General features: G+C 70.2%; 15 protein-coding genes and 2 pseudogenes. 7 read left to right on the forward strand and 10 right to left on the reverse strand.

What is annotated here, in order from left to right:
* Positions 1–16: 16 nt before the first annotated feature.
* Positions 17–835 carry a zf-HC2 domain-containing protein gene (locus ACMTAK_RS04310; protein WP_413804891.1) on the reverse strand — a complete coding sequence of 273 codons (819 nt, stop codon included), beginning with the start codon at positions 833–835 and terminating at the stop codon, positions 17–19.
* Entirely contained in the window at positions 832–1,335 is a 504-nt protein-coding gene (locus ACMTAK_RS04315; protein WP_413812794.1) for an RNA polymerase sigma factor, read from the reverse strand. The genes ACMTAK_RS04310 and ACMTAK_RS04315 overlap by 4 nt, the downstream gene beginning before the upstream one ends.
* A gap of 350 nt (positions 1,336–1,685) precedes the next feature.
* On the opposite strand from ACMTAK_RS04315, the pseudogene ACMTAK_RS04320 reads away from it, so the two are divergent.
* Positions 1,686–1,814 (forward strand): annotated as a pseudogene (locus ACMTAK_RS04320) (response regulator transcription factor); the annotation flags it as partial.
* A gap of 16 nt (positions 1,815–1,830) precedes the next feature.
* Here the strand turns inward: ACMTAK_RS04320 and ACMTAK_RS04325 are convergent.
* Positions 1,831–2,598, reverse strand: coding sequence for a helix-turn-helix transcriptional regulator (locus ACMTAK_RS04325; RefSeq protein WP_413804892.1), 768 nt, complete (start codon positions 2,596–2,598; stop codon positions 1,831–1,833).
* A 216-nt stretch (positions 2,599–2,814) separates the two neighbouring features.
* Here ACMTAK_RS04325 and folE point away from each other — a divergent pair, with 216 nt between their 5' ends.
* Positions 2,815–3,471, forward strand: coding sequence for a GTP cyclohydrolase I FolE (folE, locus tag ACMTAK_RS04330; RefSeq protein WP_413804893.1), 657 nt, complete (start codon positions 2,815–2,817; stop codon positions 3,469–3,471).
* A 432-nt stretch (positions 3,472–3,903) separates the two neighbouring features.
* Positions 3,904–4,881 (forward strand): glycoside hydrolase family 16 protein, encoded by a 978-nt coding sequence (locus tag ACMTAK_RS04335; protein WP_262697866.1) that lies wholly within the window; start codon positions 3,904–3,906, stop codon positions 4,879–4,881.
* A gap of 84 nt (positions 4,882–4,965) precedes the next feature.
* Here the strand turns inward: ACMTAK_RS04335 and ACMTAK_RS04340 are convergent, their stop codons facing one another.
* The gene (locus ACMTAK_RS04340) at positions 4,966–6,345 is read right to left on the reverse strand and encodes a PHB depolymerase family esterase (RefSeq protein ID WP_413804894.1); all 1,380 of its coding nucleotides are present in this window, start codon (positions 6,343–6,345) and stop codon (positions 4,966–4,968) included.
* 427 nt (positions 6,346–6,772) lie between these two features.
* On the opposite strand from ACMTAK_RS04340, the gene ACMTAK_RS04345 reads away from it, so the two are divergent.
* Positions 6,773–7,558: an IclR family transcriptional regulator gene (locus ACMTAK_RS04345; protein ID WP_413804895.1), complete on the forward strand. Its 786-nt coding sequence runs from the start codon at positions 6,773–6,775 to the stop codon at positions 7,556–7,558.
* A gap of 98 nt (positions 7,559–7,656) precedes the next feature.
* Here ACMTAK_RS04345 and ACMTAK_RS04350 read toward each other — a convergent pair whose 3' ends face one another.
* Positions 7,657–8,580: a poly(ethylene terephthalate) hydrolase family protein gene (locus ACMTAK_RS04350; protein WP_413804896.1), complete on the reverse strand. Its 924-nt coding sequence runs from the start codon at positions 8,578–8,580 to the stop codon at positions 7,657–7,659.
* Positions 8,581–8,795: 215 nt separating this feature from the next.
* Here ACMTAK_RS04350 and ACMTAK_RS04355 point away from each other — a divergent pair, with 215 nt between their 5' ends.
* Complete coding sequence (locus tag ACMTAK_RS04355; protein WP_413804897.1) at positions 8,796–9,359, forward strand: hypothetical protein; 564 nt, start codon at positions 8,796–8,798, stop codon at positions 9,357–9,359.
* A gap of 52 nt (positions 9,360–9,411) precedes the next feature.
* On the opposite strand, the gene ACMTAK_RS04360 is transcribed toward ACMTAK_RS04355, so the two are convergent.
* A complete protein-coding gene (locus ACMTAK_RS04360; protein ID WP_413804898.1) occupies positions 9,412–9,747 on the reverse strand; it encodes an ArsR/SmtB family transcription factor in 336 nt (111 codons plus the stop codon).
* A gap of 172 nt (positions 9,748–9,919) precedes the next feature.
* Between ACMTAK_RS04360 and ACMTAK_RS04365 the strand changes: the two genes are divergently transcribed.
* Positions 9,920–11,062, forward strand: coding sequence for an FAD-dependent monooxygenase (locus ACMTAK_RS04365; RefSeq protein ID WP_413804899.1), 1,143 nt, complete (start codon positions 9,920–9,922; stop codon positions 11,060–11,062).
* A 69-nt stretch (positions 11,063–11,131) separates the two neighbouring features.
* Positions 11,132–11,386: pseudogene (locus ACMTAK_RS04370) on the forward strand (hypothetical protein); the annotation flags it as partial.
* A 307-nt stretch (positions 11,387–11,693) separates the two neighbouring features.
* Here the strand turns inward: ACMTAK_RS04370 and ACMTAK_RS04375 are convergent.
* The 4 genes from ACMTAK_RS04375 to ACMTAK_RS04390 all read right to left on the reverse strand — a co-directional run bounded on the left by ACMTAK_RS04375 (position 11,694) and on the right by ACMTAK_RS04390 (position 15,269).
* Positions 11,694–12,359 (reverse strand): DUF4142 domain-containing protein, encoded by a 666-nt coding sequence (locus tag ACMTAK_RS04375; protein ID WP_413804900.1) that lies wholly within the window; start codon positions 12,357–12,359, stop codon positions 11,694–11,696.
* 330 nt (positions 12,360–12,689) lie between these two features.
* Positions 12,690–13,181, reverse strand: coding sequence for a MarR family winged helix-turn-helix transcriptional regulator (locus ACMTAK_RS04380; RefSeq protein WP_413804901.1), 492 nt, complete (start codon positions 13,179–13,181; stop codon positions 12,690–12,692).
* A gap of 136 nt (positions 13,182–13,317) precedes the next feature.
* Positions 13,318–14,115, reverse strand: coding sequence for an ABC transporter ATP-binding protein (locus ACMTAK_RS04385; protein WP_413812795.1), 798 nt, complete (start codon positions 14,113–14,115; stop codon positions 13,318–13,320).
* A 74-nt stretch (positions 14,116–14,189) separates the two neighbouring features.
* The gene (locus ACMTAK_RS04390) at positions 14,190–15,269 is read right to left on the reverse strand and encodes a FecCD family ABC transporter permease (RefSeq protein ID WP_413812796.1); all 1,080 of its coding nucleotides are present in this window, start codon (positions 15,267–15,269) and stop codon (positions 14,190–14,192) included.
* Positions 15,270–15,278 lie beyond the last annotated feature (9 nt).

Consider the following 15,278-nt stretch of genomic DNA (forward strand, 5'->3'; position numbering starts at 1 on the left):
TGTTCCTTTCTCATGGTCAACGATGGGCTCCCAGCACGGAGTACGCGCCCCTGCGGGCGATCACGACACCGATGCCGAGCGCGAGGATCAGCCCCCACACGGGCAGACCGTCCGTCGCCAGGGCGAAGGTCGTACGGCCGGCGGCCAGGGTCGGTGCCACGACCACAGCGGCCCACCCGGCCACCAGCCAGGCGGCGGCGCGGGTCACACCGACGACACCGCCGAGCGCCAGGGTCGTCGAGGTGAAGGCCAGACAGGGCAGCAGCCATTGCGCGGCCGTCACCCCCGTCACCCATCCGCCCAGCAGCAACGCGGGGACGACCACGGCGAGCACGGACGCGGTACGCCGCAGCACCAGGTACAGTCCCGCCCTCGGCGCGGAGGCCGTCAGCTCGTACGCCGGGTCCAGACCGCGCGACCACGACGCCGCGACGCCGAGCACGGGCAGGACCGGGGAGAGCAGCAGCACCAGCGACACCTCGCGGGAGCCGGTGTCGGCCAGGTCGAGCAGCAACGCGAGCAGCGTCACCATCACGACCATGGCCAGCCACGGCACCATCACGGGCGTCATCCACCTCGACAGCCGCGCCGACCAGCGCCGTCGACGCGGTACCGGGGCGGTGTCGGCGAGCTGGGGTTCGAGGTCGGACCACACCGTGCCGACCAGCGCCGCGACGGCGGGCGCCTGCGCCGTGACGGAGGCCGACAGCCGGTCACGGCACGCCCGGCACGCCTCCAGATGGGCCTCCAGGGCCCACACCTCGTCGGCGGCGAGGTCCGTGTCGCCGCGCGCGTATCCGTCGATGATCCGAATCGACGCGTGTTCCACACTCATGCCAGTGCCTTCCGCATCTCGATCCGGGCCCGGCGGGCACGGGTCTTGACCGTGCCCTCGGGCAATCCCAGCAAGACAGAGGTCTCCCGGACGGACAGCCCGTCGAGCACCATGGCCTGCAGTACCTCTCTGAGCTCCGGCGCGAGGCGCCGCAGCGCGTCTCCGACCTCACCACCGACGGTCGCCGCGAGCGCCTCCTCCTCGGCGGCGGGCGCCATGGACCGCGGGGCAGCCGTGGGCGGCGGCTCCGCGTGGTGGGCCCTGCGCCGGAACGCGTCGACGAGCCGACGAGCCGCGATCGTCCACAGCCAGCCGACGGCGGTTCCCCCAGCCGCGGCCCCGATGAACGCACCCGCCGCGCGCCACACCGCCAGATACGTCTCCTGCATGACCTCGGCGACGATCTGCTCGTCCGCACAGCGGCGGCGCAGCCGCACCGCCATCCACGGCGACGTACGCCGGTACAGCTCCTCGAACGCGGCACGGTCGCCTCTGGCCACCAGCCGGACGAGATGCTCCTCGTCCAGTTCGCCCACTGTCTTCCTGACTGATCTCACACCCGCAAGACGTCGGGCACGAACGTCAGGTTTTCCCCCGGGCGTGACCCCCGTCACATATGGGGGCTCGGAAGCCCCGCCCCGACGGCAGAGGTCGGTCCCTCACCGCGCACGGCACGCCGGCCGGGCGCCCGGCGCCGTCACATGAGCAGAGGAACACCGCCCACCACGCCCGCGCGGATGTGACCTATCCCGTGGTTCGCGCTGGTCTCCGCCAAGGTCGGTACGGGCCACGGGTCGGTCGTGACTTCTCTGAAGGTGACGGGCGGATGGGCCGAGGTAGTCGCGACGATGAGTTGTTCCTGTCGCTGTCGACGGTGAAAACCTACCTGGCACGCATCCAGGCCAAGCTCAACGCCCGCAACCGGGTCGAGGTAGCGGCCTGGGCCTGGGAACACGGAGCAGTCCGCGGGAGCAGATGAGACGGCCGCCGGCACCTCACGTTCCAGCTTGGTGAGGAACTTCTTCAACTCCTCGGGGAGGATTGGGGTCGCTCGGGCCCAGCCGCACACAGCATTTCCCGGGCTCGGGAGCCAGCACGGCCCGGACCCCGTTGACCTCGAGGCCGTTGACGTAACCGGCGAGGAAGGCGTGGTTCATGCCGCACACCAAGTCGGGGGCCTTCGCGGTCAGCGGGTGGAACGGGCAGTTGCGCAGCCGGAGCTCGGTGGGGGCTTCCCGGACGGGTTCATAGCCGTACTCGTCCAGCAAGCGCTCACAGACGGTCAGCCCGCGCTCGGGGCCCAGGCGGCCGGGGCGGGTCTCGTCCCGCGCGGCCTCGCCCATCCGCCGGCCGCGCCGCTCGGCGGCCCGCACCGCCGCCTGCGCGGCGTTTTCGTCGGCCTCCTCGGTGAGGACGGCATCCAGGAGGAGGTCCGCCAGGAGTTCATGGCGCCGCTCGGGGATGCTGACCGTGATCTGAGCGTCGGTGGGTTCGTACACCTTCGGCCGTCTGCCGACCTTCCGGATCCCGCCGGGCGTTTCATAGCGGGCGCGCAGCAGGCCGGCGTCGACGAGCTTGTCGAGGTGGAAGGCGGCCAGCTTGCGGGAGATGCCGACGCTCGCGGCGGCCTCGTCACGGGTGACCGGACGTCCGGCACGCCGGATGAAGACGAACATGCGCCGCCGCGAGTCCTCGCTCAGGACGCTGACGGAGTCGATGGCGGTGTTGACCGTGTCGGCCGGCGGAGTCGAGTCAGAAGCCACCCGAGCACGATAACGCCCACTCACATGGGCACAAGTGCCCTTTTGGCTCTCTGCACTGCGTGGCTTGACGCGCCACCGCGATAAGACCAAGATTTATTGGCGAAACTCGTTTGGGAGCCAGGAGTGTCCGGCTGCCTTCGCCATGCTCATCTCGGGAGTTCTCCATGGACAACGTCCTCGTCCTGCCCACGGCTCCGGGCATCGGCGGCAGCTGACATGACCGAGCTCGCGCCCCGCGCCACCACCCGGATACGGCCGCACGACCCGGAGGAGCCGGCGCCCGCGGGCCCCGCTCTGCGGGTGGTCCATGAGTCCGGCGACATCGACCTGGCCGCCGCGGAAGCCGCGGCCGGTCAGTTCCTCAACGCCCTGGGGATCTCCACCTCGTCGGAGAGCCTGCGCGGCACACCGGGCCGGATGGCCCGCGCATACGCCGAGTTGTTCAGCCCGCGCCCCTTCGACCTGACCACCTTCCCCAACGACGAGGGCTACGACGAGCTCGTCCTGGCCCGGCGCATCCCCGTCCGGTCGGTGTGCGAACACCATCTGCTGCCGTTCGTCGGCACCGCCCACGTCGGCTACCTGCCCGGCGGCCGCATCCTGGGCCTGTCGAAGCTGGCCCGTGTCGTCGAGCACTTCGCCTGCCGCCCGCAGGTCCAGGAGCGCCTGACCAAGCAGGTCGCCGACTGGCTCCAGACCCATCTGGAGCCCAAGGGCGTCGGTGTGGTGATCGAGGCCGAGCACTCCTGTATGACCCTGCGCGGGGTCCAGGCCACCGGATCGAGCACCATGACCTCCACCCTGCTCGGACTGCTGCGTTCCGACGCCCGCTCGCGCGCCGAATTCCTCGCCCTGACCGGCGCGACCTCGTGATCGCTACGGTCCGGACGACACCGCGGCGACGGTGACGGTTCGACGTCCGGGGCGAGGCATGACGCCGTGCCGGCCGGTGCGGCGATCACGCCCGATGACGACGTGGCGCGCCGTCAAGAGTTGGCGAGCCCGAGTGATGGCACCCAGGCCATGCCTCCAACTCTGAAGTGGGGCGATCGATACTTCCGCGGCGATGTGGTCAAGCCAAGGGCTTTGGTTCAACTAGTGAATTCAGCATGACCCTTGACCGGCAAGGGCAGGGTCCAAGACAGTCGTTCCGTGTGAGCGCTCTCTCGGCCCCATCGGCGCTCGCTCTGCCCACTGTGCCCGAGTTCCCGTAGCCCGATCTCCCATCACCCCACGCCAGGAGCGGGCTACGAGGGCTCGCACACCCCATCAACGCTGTTCCTACGAACGAAAGCAGCCCCCCACATGTTCAGGATCACTTCCTCAGGCACGACGGCGGAGGCCAAACCCCGCCGCCGACGACGACGCGTTCTGGCCTTCGTGGCCGCCTTGTCGCTTCCGGTGACCGGACTGCTGGCTCTCACGGTGTCCTCCAACACCGCCGCCGCGGGTGAGCCCGCGGCCGAGGCCGAGTGGACCACCGTCTTCCAGGACGACTTCGACGGCGCGGCGGGCACCGGCCTGAACAAGAACGACTGGCTGTACGACATCGGCACCGGCTACCCGGGCGGCGCCGCGAACTGGGGCACCGGCGAGATCGAGTCGGTCACGGACTCGACCGACAACGTCTACCACGACGGTGACGGTCACATGGTGATCAAGCCGATCCGCGACGGTTCCGGGAAGTGGACCTCCGGCCGCGTGGAGACCCAGCGCACCGACTTCGAGGCGCCCGCCGGTGGGCAGTTGGAGATCAGCGCTTCCCTCAAGCAGCCCAACCCCGAGAAGGGCCTCGGCATTTGGCCCGCCTTCTGGGCCATGGGCGCCGACGCCCGCCCGGTCGGGGCCACCAACTGGCCGAGCATCGGCGAGCTGGACATCATGGAGGACGTCAACGGGCTCAGCAAGCACTCGAACACCTTCCACTGCGGTGAGTGGGCCGGCGAGTGCCACGACCCGGACGGGATCACCAGCGATCTGCTGCCGTGCGACGGCTGTCAGACCGACTACCACACGTACTCCGTGATCGTGGATCGCACCGACACCTCCGCCGAACAGCTGCGCTTCTACCGCGACGGCAAGGAAACCTTCACGGTGAAGCAGAACCAGGTGTCCGCCGAGACCTGGAAGAAGGCCGTGGACCACGGGTTCTTCGCCATCTTCAACGTCGCGGTCGGCGGCTCTTATCCCAACAAGGTCTGCGGCTGCACCTCACCGGCGGCGGACACCACCTCCGGTGCGGGGATGAGCGTGGACTGGTTCTCGGTCAAGGTGAGCAAGTGAGCAAGTAGTACCGCGCAGCACATTCGTCCTGGTAACAGAGCGCCCGGTCCCACCAGCGCGGCGGGACCGGGCGCATCCGGGTGGCTAACGGGACTGATCGAAGAGCCAGTCGACGACGACGTCGTTCTCGTATGTCTGGGCCCACGCGAAGTGCGGGCTCACCGGCGTCGTACCGGGCGTGTAGCTCGTGAACAGCACATGGCTGCCGGCCCGGCGGGCCCGGTTCAGCAGGGCCCTGGAGCGGGCTTCGAACTCCGCTTTCGGCAGGTCGTTGGCCCACTCCCCGCGGGTGACCGGTGCACCGGCGCTCTCCAGCGCGTTCATCAGCGTCCAGGTGCCGGGCTTTCCGAACCGTCCCTCGCGGTAGGGGACCACCGGGTCGTCGATGGAGTGGTCGGTCCACATCGGGATGTGCGTGATCCCGTCCATGGTGGACGGGTCGCCCCAGCCGGCGGTGGCCAGGGCCGCGGCGAAGGTGTGGGGACGCCTCGGGAGCAGGTTGAAGATGCCTCGCGCACCCGATGACAGGCCGACGAGATACAGCCGATCCGCGTCGACGGGGCGCCGCGTTGTGAAGGCGTCGATGAGTTCGACCAGCGCCGCGCGGACCTTGGGGTCGGTCCAGTCCGTACCGTCGGGTCCGTCCATGGGGCGGGGCAGTGGGATCTGAGGGGCGAGCACGAACGCCGGGTGCCGACGCTGACGTTCCGGCTTGGCGAAGGTGACGGCGACGCGATTGGCGGTGAGCTGGGTCATGTTGTTGTCTGCGACCTCGCCACCGCCGTGCAGGGTGACGACGAGCGGATACCGCGCGGCCGCCCCCGGACTCCGCACGAACCCTTCCGGCTGGTACAGCCGGAAGGCCAGCTCGAATCCCGTGGAGTCGGTGAACGATCCCGCGGTGAAGTCGTCGACCACCGGGGTGATGACGTCGTCGTTCTGGATCGCCAAGGGACCAGCCGCGAGCACCAGGTCACCGCCGGGGGTCCGCACATCGGCCACCTGCCTGACGGTGTAGGCGCGATGAAGCGGAAGAGGGTCGGTGCCGGAGGCCTGTGCGTTGGCGTCGTCCGGGTCGAGCTCGATGACGAGGTATCTGCCCGGCCGTCCGGCGTTGGGGAGGTCGTCCGTCCCGGCCACGGTGTTCGGGTAGGCCCGGGTGACCGTTCGGGCCGCGCTCTGTCCACCGAGGTCGGCGGTGACCTGGAACGCGGAGGGTGGGATGACACCGCCACGTAAATCGATGGGATCCGCGTAGCGGATGGCGACGGCGGTCACCCGCCAGTTGTTCCTGGGCGTCACCTGTGTGATGAGGGCGGTCCGCAGAACGGGATTGGCTCCGGAGGCCGCCGGCCGTCCCGGCGCCGGAGCATCGGCCACCGCAGTGGCCGTGTTGCTCAGCAACGAGCCGGTGACGGTACCCCCCGCCATGGCGAACGCCGTACGTCTGGTCATCTTTCTCATGGGTCCTCCGTCGTGTCGGGCGGCCCGAGAGGGCCGGACGTGGAGCCGGTCGCCTGGTGCGGGGAACCGAGGATGAGCGGTACGGCGGGGTGAGCGCCGATGCGTGGCTGGGCTGCGCCGTTCAGAGGGCGAGGCAGGTGGCGGGCATCGCCGTGTCCCCCGTGAGTCTCCAAGCTGTGTTCGAACGGTGTCCAGCATCGAAACCGGGATCTGTCGATGCGTCATCCGCATCAATCCGGCCGCGTGCTCGTGCAGCCCACTTCCGGAGCCTCCAAGGCCTGATCAACGGTCTTATGCGCAAACGACAGCTTCATATCCAAGGGCGGGGGGTGGCCCCGCCGTCACGCGCATCTGAAGCTTTGTTGGAACCATGTCAACACATTCCCTTTGTGCGGCACCCGATGCAATCCGCCGAAAGGAACCCCAGATGCGTTCAGCGCCGCCTCCACCCCCGCCCAGCGGCGCGTCCGCTGAGAAGGAACCGGCCCCCCGCTCGGTGACCGGCCGGGTTCTCAGCGTGCTGGACGCGTTCGCGGGAGAACCCCGTCGGCTGACTCTCTCGGACATCAGCCGGCGGACCGGGATGCCGTTGGCCACTACGCACCGGCTTGTCGGCGAGCTGTTGTCCTGGGGTGCACTCGAACGGCACCGGAACGGCCGCTACGAGATCGGCCTGCACTTGTGGGCGGTCGCGGCCATGGCCCCACGTTGCCTTGAGCTCAGAGACGTGGCGATGCCCTTCCTCCTGGCCCTGTACCGGAAAACCGGGCGGCAGCAGGTCCGGCTGGCGGTGCTGGACGGCATGGAGACGGTGCTCGTCGAGCGGATCGGTGTCCCGGGCACCGGCGGAGCAGGCGAACCGGTCGGTGGACGGCGCCCGGCGCACGCCACCGGTGACGGCCTGGTGCTCCTCGCGTACGCGGGGGCCACTGTCCAAGAACGCTATCTGGTCCACCATGCCCCGGCGACCGGCCTGCGTCGCGTGCTGGCCGAGGTGGAGAAGACAGGCTTCGCGGTGAACGGCCGGTGGCCCGGCCCCGGGGGCACGGTGTGGGCCGCGGCCCCCGTGCGGGACGCGACAGGCGAGGTCGTCGCCGCCGTGTCCGTCGTCCCGGGGACCTCTGATGCCGGACAGAGCGCACTCGCGCCCGTGGTCATGGCCACCGGCCGGACCATCTCCCGCGCGTTGTTCGGTCGGCAGAACGGCGCGTGAGCCGACGCCTCCAGAGGGCGCCGCGTGCGGAGTGGGCAAGAGCGGGCTCGCGAGAAGGGCTCCCACGGCGGGCCGTGGGAGCCCCTAGGCGGATCCGCTCAGAACGGACAGGTGTCCTGCCAGCGCGTGACCAGCGAGGGGTTGTTCTTGTCCGCCTCCCGCGCGGCACCGCACAGGAACGGGCCGAAGCGGGTGTCGCCGTTCAGCCAGCGGCTGAAGAACGACACGATCCACTTGCCCTGTTTGGCCTTGTCGCCGTAGCCGGTCATCGGGCACAGATGGTCGCCGGGAACCTCGACGAAGAGCTTCTCGGCCCGGGACATCGAGTTGTACCAGGGCAGAGCGTAGGTGTCGCCGTGGGCGACGGGGTCGCTCTGACAGGTCATGAAGAAGGTGGGGTCGGTGACTCCGGAGAAGTTCTGGTTGGGGTTGTACGGGGCCAGGGGCACGCCCGCCTTGAAGCGGGAGTCGTCCCGGAGAGCCACCATCACACCGCCGCCGCCCATCGAGTGACCGGCCGCACCGAGCGTGCCATTGACCTTCCCGTAGATCGGGTTGCCGACGGCGGAGCCGAACGAGAGCAGTTGGGTGCCGGCGGCGCTGATCTGGCGACCGCGCGACGCGGGATCGTCGCCCGGCGTAAAGGTGCCGACGTTGATGACGACGAAGCCCCAGGATGCGAGGCGGGGCGCGAGCCACCGCAGGTTCTGCTGGGTGCCTTGATAACCCGGCATCAGCACGACGCTCGGGTACGAGCCACCGGCCGTCGGGTAGGTGATCGTGCCGGACCCGTACCCGCTCGGGTTGGGAACGGCGTAAGTGGCGGTGGCCAGCGGCCCGTTCGTGGCCTCGAGTGAGGCGGTCGTCGGATCCGGGATCGCCGCGAGGACGGAAGCGTTCTCGGTGGGCGAGCCGACCGCGGGCTCGCTCCGGGACTGCCGCTCGGCGGCCGCGGTCGGTGTGACGGAGACGGTCAACAGCGCCGAGGTGAGGGTGGTCGCCAGCACGATCAGCACGGCCACGACGCGGGACCGGGACCGTAACGGGGGAGTCGCTCTGGTCGGACGACGGGTTGGACGCATCGATATACCTCCAGGATGCGGCGCGGGTACGCGCTGCGGAAGCGCAGCGCGACCGCACCCTAAAGCGCGCCAGAGACACCCGGAAGTCGGCTTTCTGCCCAGCGGAAGGAAAAACGGCGTGCGGGGTTCTTCGACGGCCCTTGTGTGGTCAGGGCGTGGCCCTGTCCCGCAGGAATCGGGCGACCTCGGTGGAGTCGGCCACGGGCAGATCTCCGGCGGCGAGCGGACCGACCTGGCTCAACACCGCGGCCATCACACCGGACTTCCTCAACGACGACCGGATCGGCCGGGCCCTGGACGCGATCGCCTCCGAACTGCTGTCCTACGACAGCGTCGCCGCCATGAACGCCGCCGGCGTGCGCTTCGCCGTCCCGGCCGCGGCCGCCTGTGGTGATCCGGCCGTGCACACGGCCCAGGATCTTCCCACCGCAACCGCGGTGGAGTACGTCGCCGAGCGTGACGCGTGCAAAAGCCCCCACCAGCGCGGCAGCCGTATCCTGGTCCACTCCAGCGCGAACGCCGCCGGGCAGAGGGCCGCCCGGGAGCGGAAGCCGGCCAAGGCCCGCGAGGACCTCGGGTGTCTCCGGCGCGGCCTGGGCAGCCACCACTACCCCGATCAGGCCGAGGTCGACGCCCGCCTGGCGGCCATCGCCCACACCCGCCGCGTCAGCGCCTACCTGCGTGCTGTCACCAGCACGGCACCGGACGGCAAGCCGTAAGCTCCGCTGTTCGACAACCCCCGATCCCATTCGTGCCCGCGTCGTGCTGTGCTCAGCGAGGAGCGGTACTGCCCGGGGACTCTGCTCCCAGGAGCGCGAGCAGCCCGGGAAATCTCTTCTCGATGTCCGCGCGTCGTAGTCGGATGCCCTTGCGGTTGCCGTAGTCGATCTCGTCAATGAGACCTGCCTCGCGCAGGACCCGGAAGTGGTGGGTCTGGGTCTGCTTCGAGATCGGAAGATCGAACGAGTTGCAGCCCCGCTCGCTGTCGCTGTGGTCGGCGGCCAACTCCGTCATCACCGAACGACGGTGCTCGTCGGCGAGGGCGCGGAACACCGCACCCAGATCGAGCGCATCGGCCTCCGGGCCGACCAGGTTCCTCCCGGCCACGCGACACCCCCTTCAGGTACGACTTGCATCGTACCTCAAGGGCATGCTCCACTGAGGTACGAAATTAATCGTACCTTGATCCGGGTGCGCTGCCCCGTGCCGCCGCTCCCTGAGACCCGGCCCGGCCCTCGCCGGGGACGTGGTTCATCGACACCCCCGAGAGGTCATCGTCATGAAGAAGCCCGAGGCGCTGATAGTCGGTGCCGGAATCGCGGGGCCCGCACTCGCGTACTGGCTCTCCCGGAATGGATACCGGCCGACGGTCGTCGAACACGCCCGGCAGCTGCGCTCCGGTGGTAGCGCGATCGTCGTGAAGGGGCCCGCGATCCCGGTCGCCGAGCGCATGGGCATCCTCCCGCAGCTCCGCGGGCTCGCCACCCGCAATCGGTCGCTGACCCTGCTCGACCCCGGCGGCAGGCGAATCCTGCAACTCCCGCTCACCTCGGACGAGGCGCCGACGGTCGAGGTGACCCGAGCCGACCTGTCCGAGGTGCTCCACCGGTCGGCGCAGACCGAGGCCGAGTTCTTGTTCGACGACACGGTCACCGCTCTCGACCAGGACGGAGGTGGGGTCGACGTCACCTTCCGGCGGTCCGCGCCACGGCGCTTCGACTTGGTAGTCGGCGCCGACGGAATACACTCCACCGTACGGCGCCTGGTATTCGGACCCGAGCGGCAGTTCGCGAGCGACCTGGGCCTGTACGGCGCGACCGTCCCGTTGGAACCCGACGCCATCGAGGACCCGAACGAGATGACGATGCTGACCGCGCCGAACCGGATGCTGGTCCTCCACCCCTCGCGGACCACTCCGCTCGCGATCTTCACCTTCCGGGCCGCGCAGCTGGGGCCCCACGACCGCAAGAACATCGCCCTTCACAAGCAGACCGTGGCCGACGCCTACGCCGACGTGCGGTGGCGGGCACCGGAACTCGTGGCGGCGTTCCTCGACCACCCGGCTCCGTTCTTCGACCCCCTGACCACTGTCCGGATGCCCTCGTGGTCCAGCGGACGGGTCGTACTGCTCGGGGACGCGGCGGCGGCGACAGCCCTGCTGGGCGACGGGTCCAGCATGGCGATGGCGGGCGCGTACGCCCTCGCAGAAGAGCTCGCCGCCCATCCCGGTGATCACGCCCGCGCCTTCGCCGCCTACGAGTCGCGGCTCCGCCGTGAAGTAGGCCCGCGGCAGCGACGCGTCGGTCTGCTCTCCAGGCTCATGGTGCCCCGCACCCGGCAGGGCCTCGCGGTGCGCAACGCGGTGGGCCGCGTGGTCGGCCGCACGAGCCGGATCGCTTCTCGCGAAGCCGCGAACCGGTAGACCGGATCCGCACCGACCGGTCACCGGTCGGTGCGCAGCTCCGCGGCAACTCTCAGCCGGGTCGGCGCCGGCACCATCCGGGTGCACTTCCGTGGCCGACGTCTCAAGCTGTGGCAACGTCGGCACAACAGCACCCACGCCAGGATCCGTTGCCTCGGCGAGCAAGCCATGGCCGCCCTGAAGGGCTGGCGCCTCCCGCGGCAACTCCGCTGTAGCACCAACCGGGTTCGCCGGGTACCTTCGCCGCGCTGCACGTCGCCGGACATCCGCGTCTGGAGGGGCGTACCGCCGCCGAGGCGGTCGCACCGGGCGCCTGGCGGGTGATCGCACCGGCCACGGCCGAACCCGAGGACCGGCAACGCGACCTCGCGGCGGCACCCGCTACGGCGAAGCCACCCGGCAACCCGCCCTGGTGTGGGAACCGCGCCCCGCCTACGTCCTGCGGTCACAGGACCGTGTGGTGCCGGCCGTCACCCGCCAGGGCCTGGTGAACTTCTCGCCGGTCACCCGCCCGCCGGTATTCACGGATCGCAGGGAGCGGACCGATGAGAGGGCCCCGGATACCCGCGGGCACGGCGCCCGGCGGTACGCCACGAGGAGGCGGCCATCCGCCCCGCCTTGGGTACGGGTGTCAGAAGGTGGACGCGATGTCGTCGTAGGTGGCCTCGTCGATCAGGCCGGAGTCGTCGAGTACGTTCTGGTGGTCCAGGACGGTGAGATTGACCTCGGAGGCGAACCGGCGCATCACAGAGTTCTTGGTGCTGGCGCGGACCTGGGCGATGGTGACGAAGATCTTGCCGTGAGTGCCGCGGAGGATGTTGGCGAACTTCTTGTCGAAGTCGGCCCCCTGGGCGTCCTCCAGGGTGCGGACGAAGCCCTGTTGCTCGGTGCTGGCCTCGTCCGGGATGGAGACATTCAGCGCCTCGGCGGTGTTGCGGACGAACTCATCCAGCTTGGAGTGTCCGTCCATGACATGCATCCCGGCACGTTTGACGGCCTCACTGGTGGCATGGGTCTGGGCGAGCCGACCGGCCGGGGCCTCCCACAGGTTGGCCTGCCGCACCTTCACCAGGAACTCCATGTCCAGCTTGCTCACCGGGCCGGCTGTGGTGACGACGTCACCGGGGGCGGCCGGCTTGGCGCTGGGGAAGCTCGCCGAGGAGTTCTCCGTGGCGTTCGCATCGCCTCGGGTGGCCCAGACGATGGCTCCGGCGATGACGGCCAGAGCGACGAGCAGGACGCCCGCGATGGTGAGGTTGCGTGAGCGGCCGGGTACTGACCGGGCGTGAGCGGTCATGGTGCCTCCTGGATCGGGAGTGCGTCCGCCAGGGGAAGACGGACGCCTGCGTCGTAGGCACGCAGCACGCTAGGCCTTTAGACACTGCAAATTTTGCTCCTTGATCAAGGGTGCGGAACCGATGGCAGGGGCTCCTCCGATCCGCTACAGTCCCGCTCCCACAGCGCCGTGGCCGCGCACCGCACAGGACATGGGCGGCCCGGTGAGTGCGGCGGGTGTGAATGCGCTTCGGCGATGTGCTTCACCGAGCTGGTGCATGTTGAGTATCTTGAGACAGTGCAACATTTGCATGACCGAAGTAGTTGACGACGGCGGAGCCGCCGTCTGACATCACCAGTTGGCGTGTGCCTGGGAGCCGTTCGGCACCGCGGGTTCGCCGCCCGCTTCCGTGAACGCCTGCAACGCGTCGATCAGATAGCGACGCCGACCCGGCGGCATGGCCTCGACGATGCGTGCGATCTCCTGCCGACGCCGGTCGGTGGCCTCACCCACGATCCGCCGCCCGCCCTTGGTGAGCGAAATCACGCTGGTGCGCCGGTCCTCCGCCGAGACGCCGCGCGCGACCATCCCCGCCGCGACCAGACGGTCGATCATGCGCATCGCGGTCGACGGCTGCACCCCCAACTCCCCCGCCAGCCCGGACAGACTCAGCGGCCCCCGGCCGTCGAGCACCACCAGCATCCGGAACTGCGGCAGCGTCAGGGACTCCTCCACCGCGGCCAGCGACCGGGCTGAGACGGCGACCAGCAGACGGGACGCGGTCAGCAAGGCGGAGACCATCGCCTCGGCTTCGGACTCGGGGGCTGGAGAACGGCGCGGCATACGCCCTTTCTACCGTCTCGATCCGCCCTACGGGGCACCGGCCGCTTCCCGAGCCCGCGCTCGAACGGGCTCACTCAGCCCTCGCCGGGCCGCTCCGACACGTCCCCGCGCCGCGCCGCACCGGAAGAGTCGTCCGTCATGCGCCCGCCCTCTGGCGAGCCACCGCGTTTTCCCGATGGTCGAGGGCGATCAGCGGGTCCCCGGTCAGCGGGTGCTCGATCACGGCCGCGCGCACGCCGAACACCTCGGCCAGCAGGGCCGGTCGCAGCACGTCGCGGGGTGCGCCGGAGGCGACCACGCGGCCGTCGTGCAGGACATGGAGCCGGTCGCACACGGAAGCGGCGGCATTGAGGTCATGCAGCGACACCAGGGTGGTACGACGGTGGCCGCGCAGCAGGGCGAGCAGTTCGACCTGGTGGCGGAGGTCGAGGTGGTTCGTCGGCTCGTCCAGGACCAGGACATCCGTCGATTGAGCGAACGCGCGGGCCAGCAGCACGCGTTGGCGTTCGCCGCCGGACAGCTCGTTGAAGCGGCGGGCGGAGTGGTCCGCCATGCCGACATCGGCGAGGGCACGGGCGACCATGTCCCGGTCGGCGGCGTCTTCCCCGGCGAACGCCCGCTTGTAGGGAATGCGCCCCATGGCGACGACCTCACGCACGGTCAGCTCGAAGTCCTCACCGCGCTCCTGCGGAAGGGCCGCGATGTGCCGGGCCGACCGGGCGGGGCTCAGCTCGCGGATGTCGGTGCCCTGGAGCAGAACGCGCCCGGCGGCGGGCTTCAGGTGCCGGTACACGGTCCGCAGGAGCGTGGACTTGCCGCTGCCGTTGGGTCCGACCAGGCCGGTGATCTCGCCCGCGGCCGCGATGAGGTGGGCACCGGCCACGACCGTGCGTCCGGCATACGCGACATTCAGGCCCTCGATATCGATCCTCAACCGACGCTCCCCCGGTCCGTCCTCGGCTCCCGCTTCCTCGGGCAGGACCGCGTCTCCTGCCCTCCGTCCGGTACTCAACTCCCGCTCCCCAACCGCCGGTCCAGCAGATACAGCAGCGCCGGGGCGCCGATCAGCGAGGTGACGACCCCGACCGGGAGTTCCTGCGTGTCCATGGCCGTGCGGCACACGAGGTCGACCACCACCAGCAGCAGCGCGCCGAAGAGCGCCGACACGGGCAGCAGGCGGCGGTGGTCACCGCCGACGACCAGACGGCAGACGTGGGGGACCATGAGCGCGACGAAGGCGATGGCCCCGGAGACCGCGACGAGGACGCCGGTGAGCAGGCTGGTGACCGCGAACAGCTCACGGCGCAGCCGTACGACGTCGATGCCGAGCCCGGCGGCCGTCTCATCGCCCATCAGCAGCGCGTTGAGCCCTCGGGCCCGAGCCTGGAGCAGCAGCAGGACCGCCGGAACCGCCACCGCGGGGCCGGCCAGCAGGGGCCAGCTCGCGCCGCTCAGGCTGCCCATGAGCCAGAACAGCACACTGTGCGTCTGCTGCTCGTCCCCGGCCTGGAGGACGAGGTAGCTGGTGAAGCCGGACAGGAACTGCCCGATGGCCACCCCGGCGAGCACCAGTCTGAGCGGCGCGAATCCCCCGCCGCGCCGGGCCACCGCCCAGACGAGGGCGAAGGTGGCCAGGGCTCCCGCGAACGCGGCGCCGGACAGGCCGAGACCCAGAGCGCCCCCGGTGCCGAGGCCGAGGACGATGGCGGCGACGGCGCCGAGGGAGGCGCCGTTGGAGACGCCCAGGAAGTACGGGTCGGCCAGTGGGTTGCGGACGAGGGCCTGCATCGCCGTACCGACCAGACCGAGCCCGGCACCCACCAGCGCGGCCAGCAGGGCACGGGGCAGGCGCAGTTGCCAGACGATCAGGTCGTTCGTGCCGGGCCTGGGGGCATGGCCGGTCAGTCTGCGCCAGACCACGCTCCACACCTCACCCGGCGGGATCGACGTGGAGCCCCAGGCGACCGCCGCTGTGAGGGCCGCCAGCAGCGCGACCGCGAGGAGCAGCGCCAGCGGCCCGGCGGGCACGGACCGCCGCGTGCGCGCGGGGGCTTGGGTGGCGCCATCGGTAGCGCCTTTCCGGCTCACCGTGACATC

Origin of the sequence: Streptomyces lacaronensis, from assembly GCF_047337785.1 — a bacterium.
GTDB lineage: Bacteria > Actinomycetota > Actinomycetes > Streptomycetales > Streptomycetaceae > Streptomyces > Streptomyces lycopersici.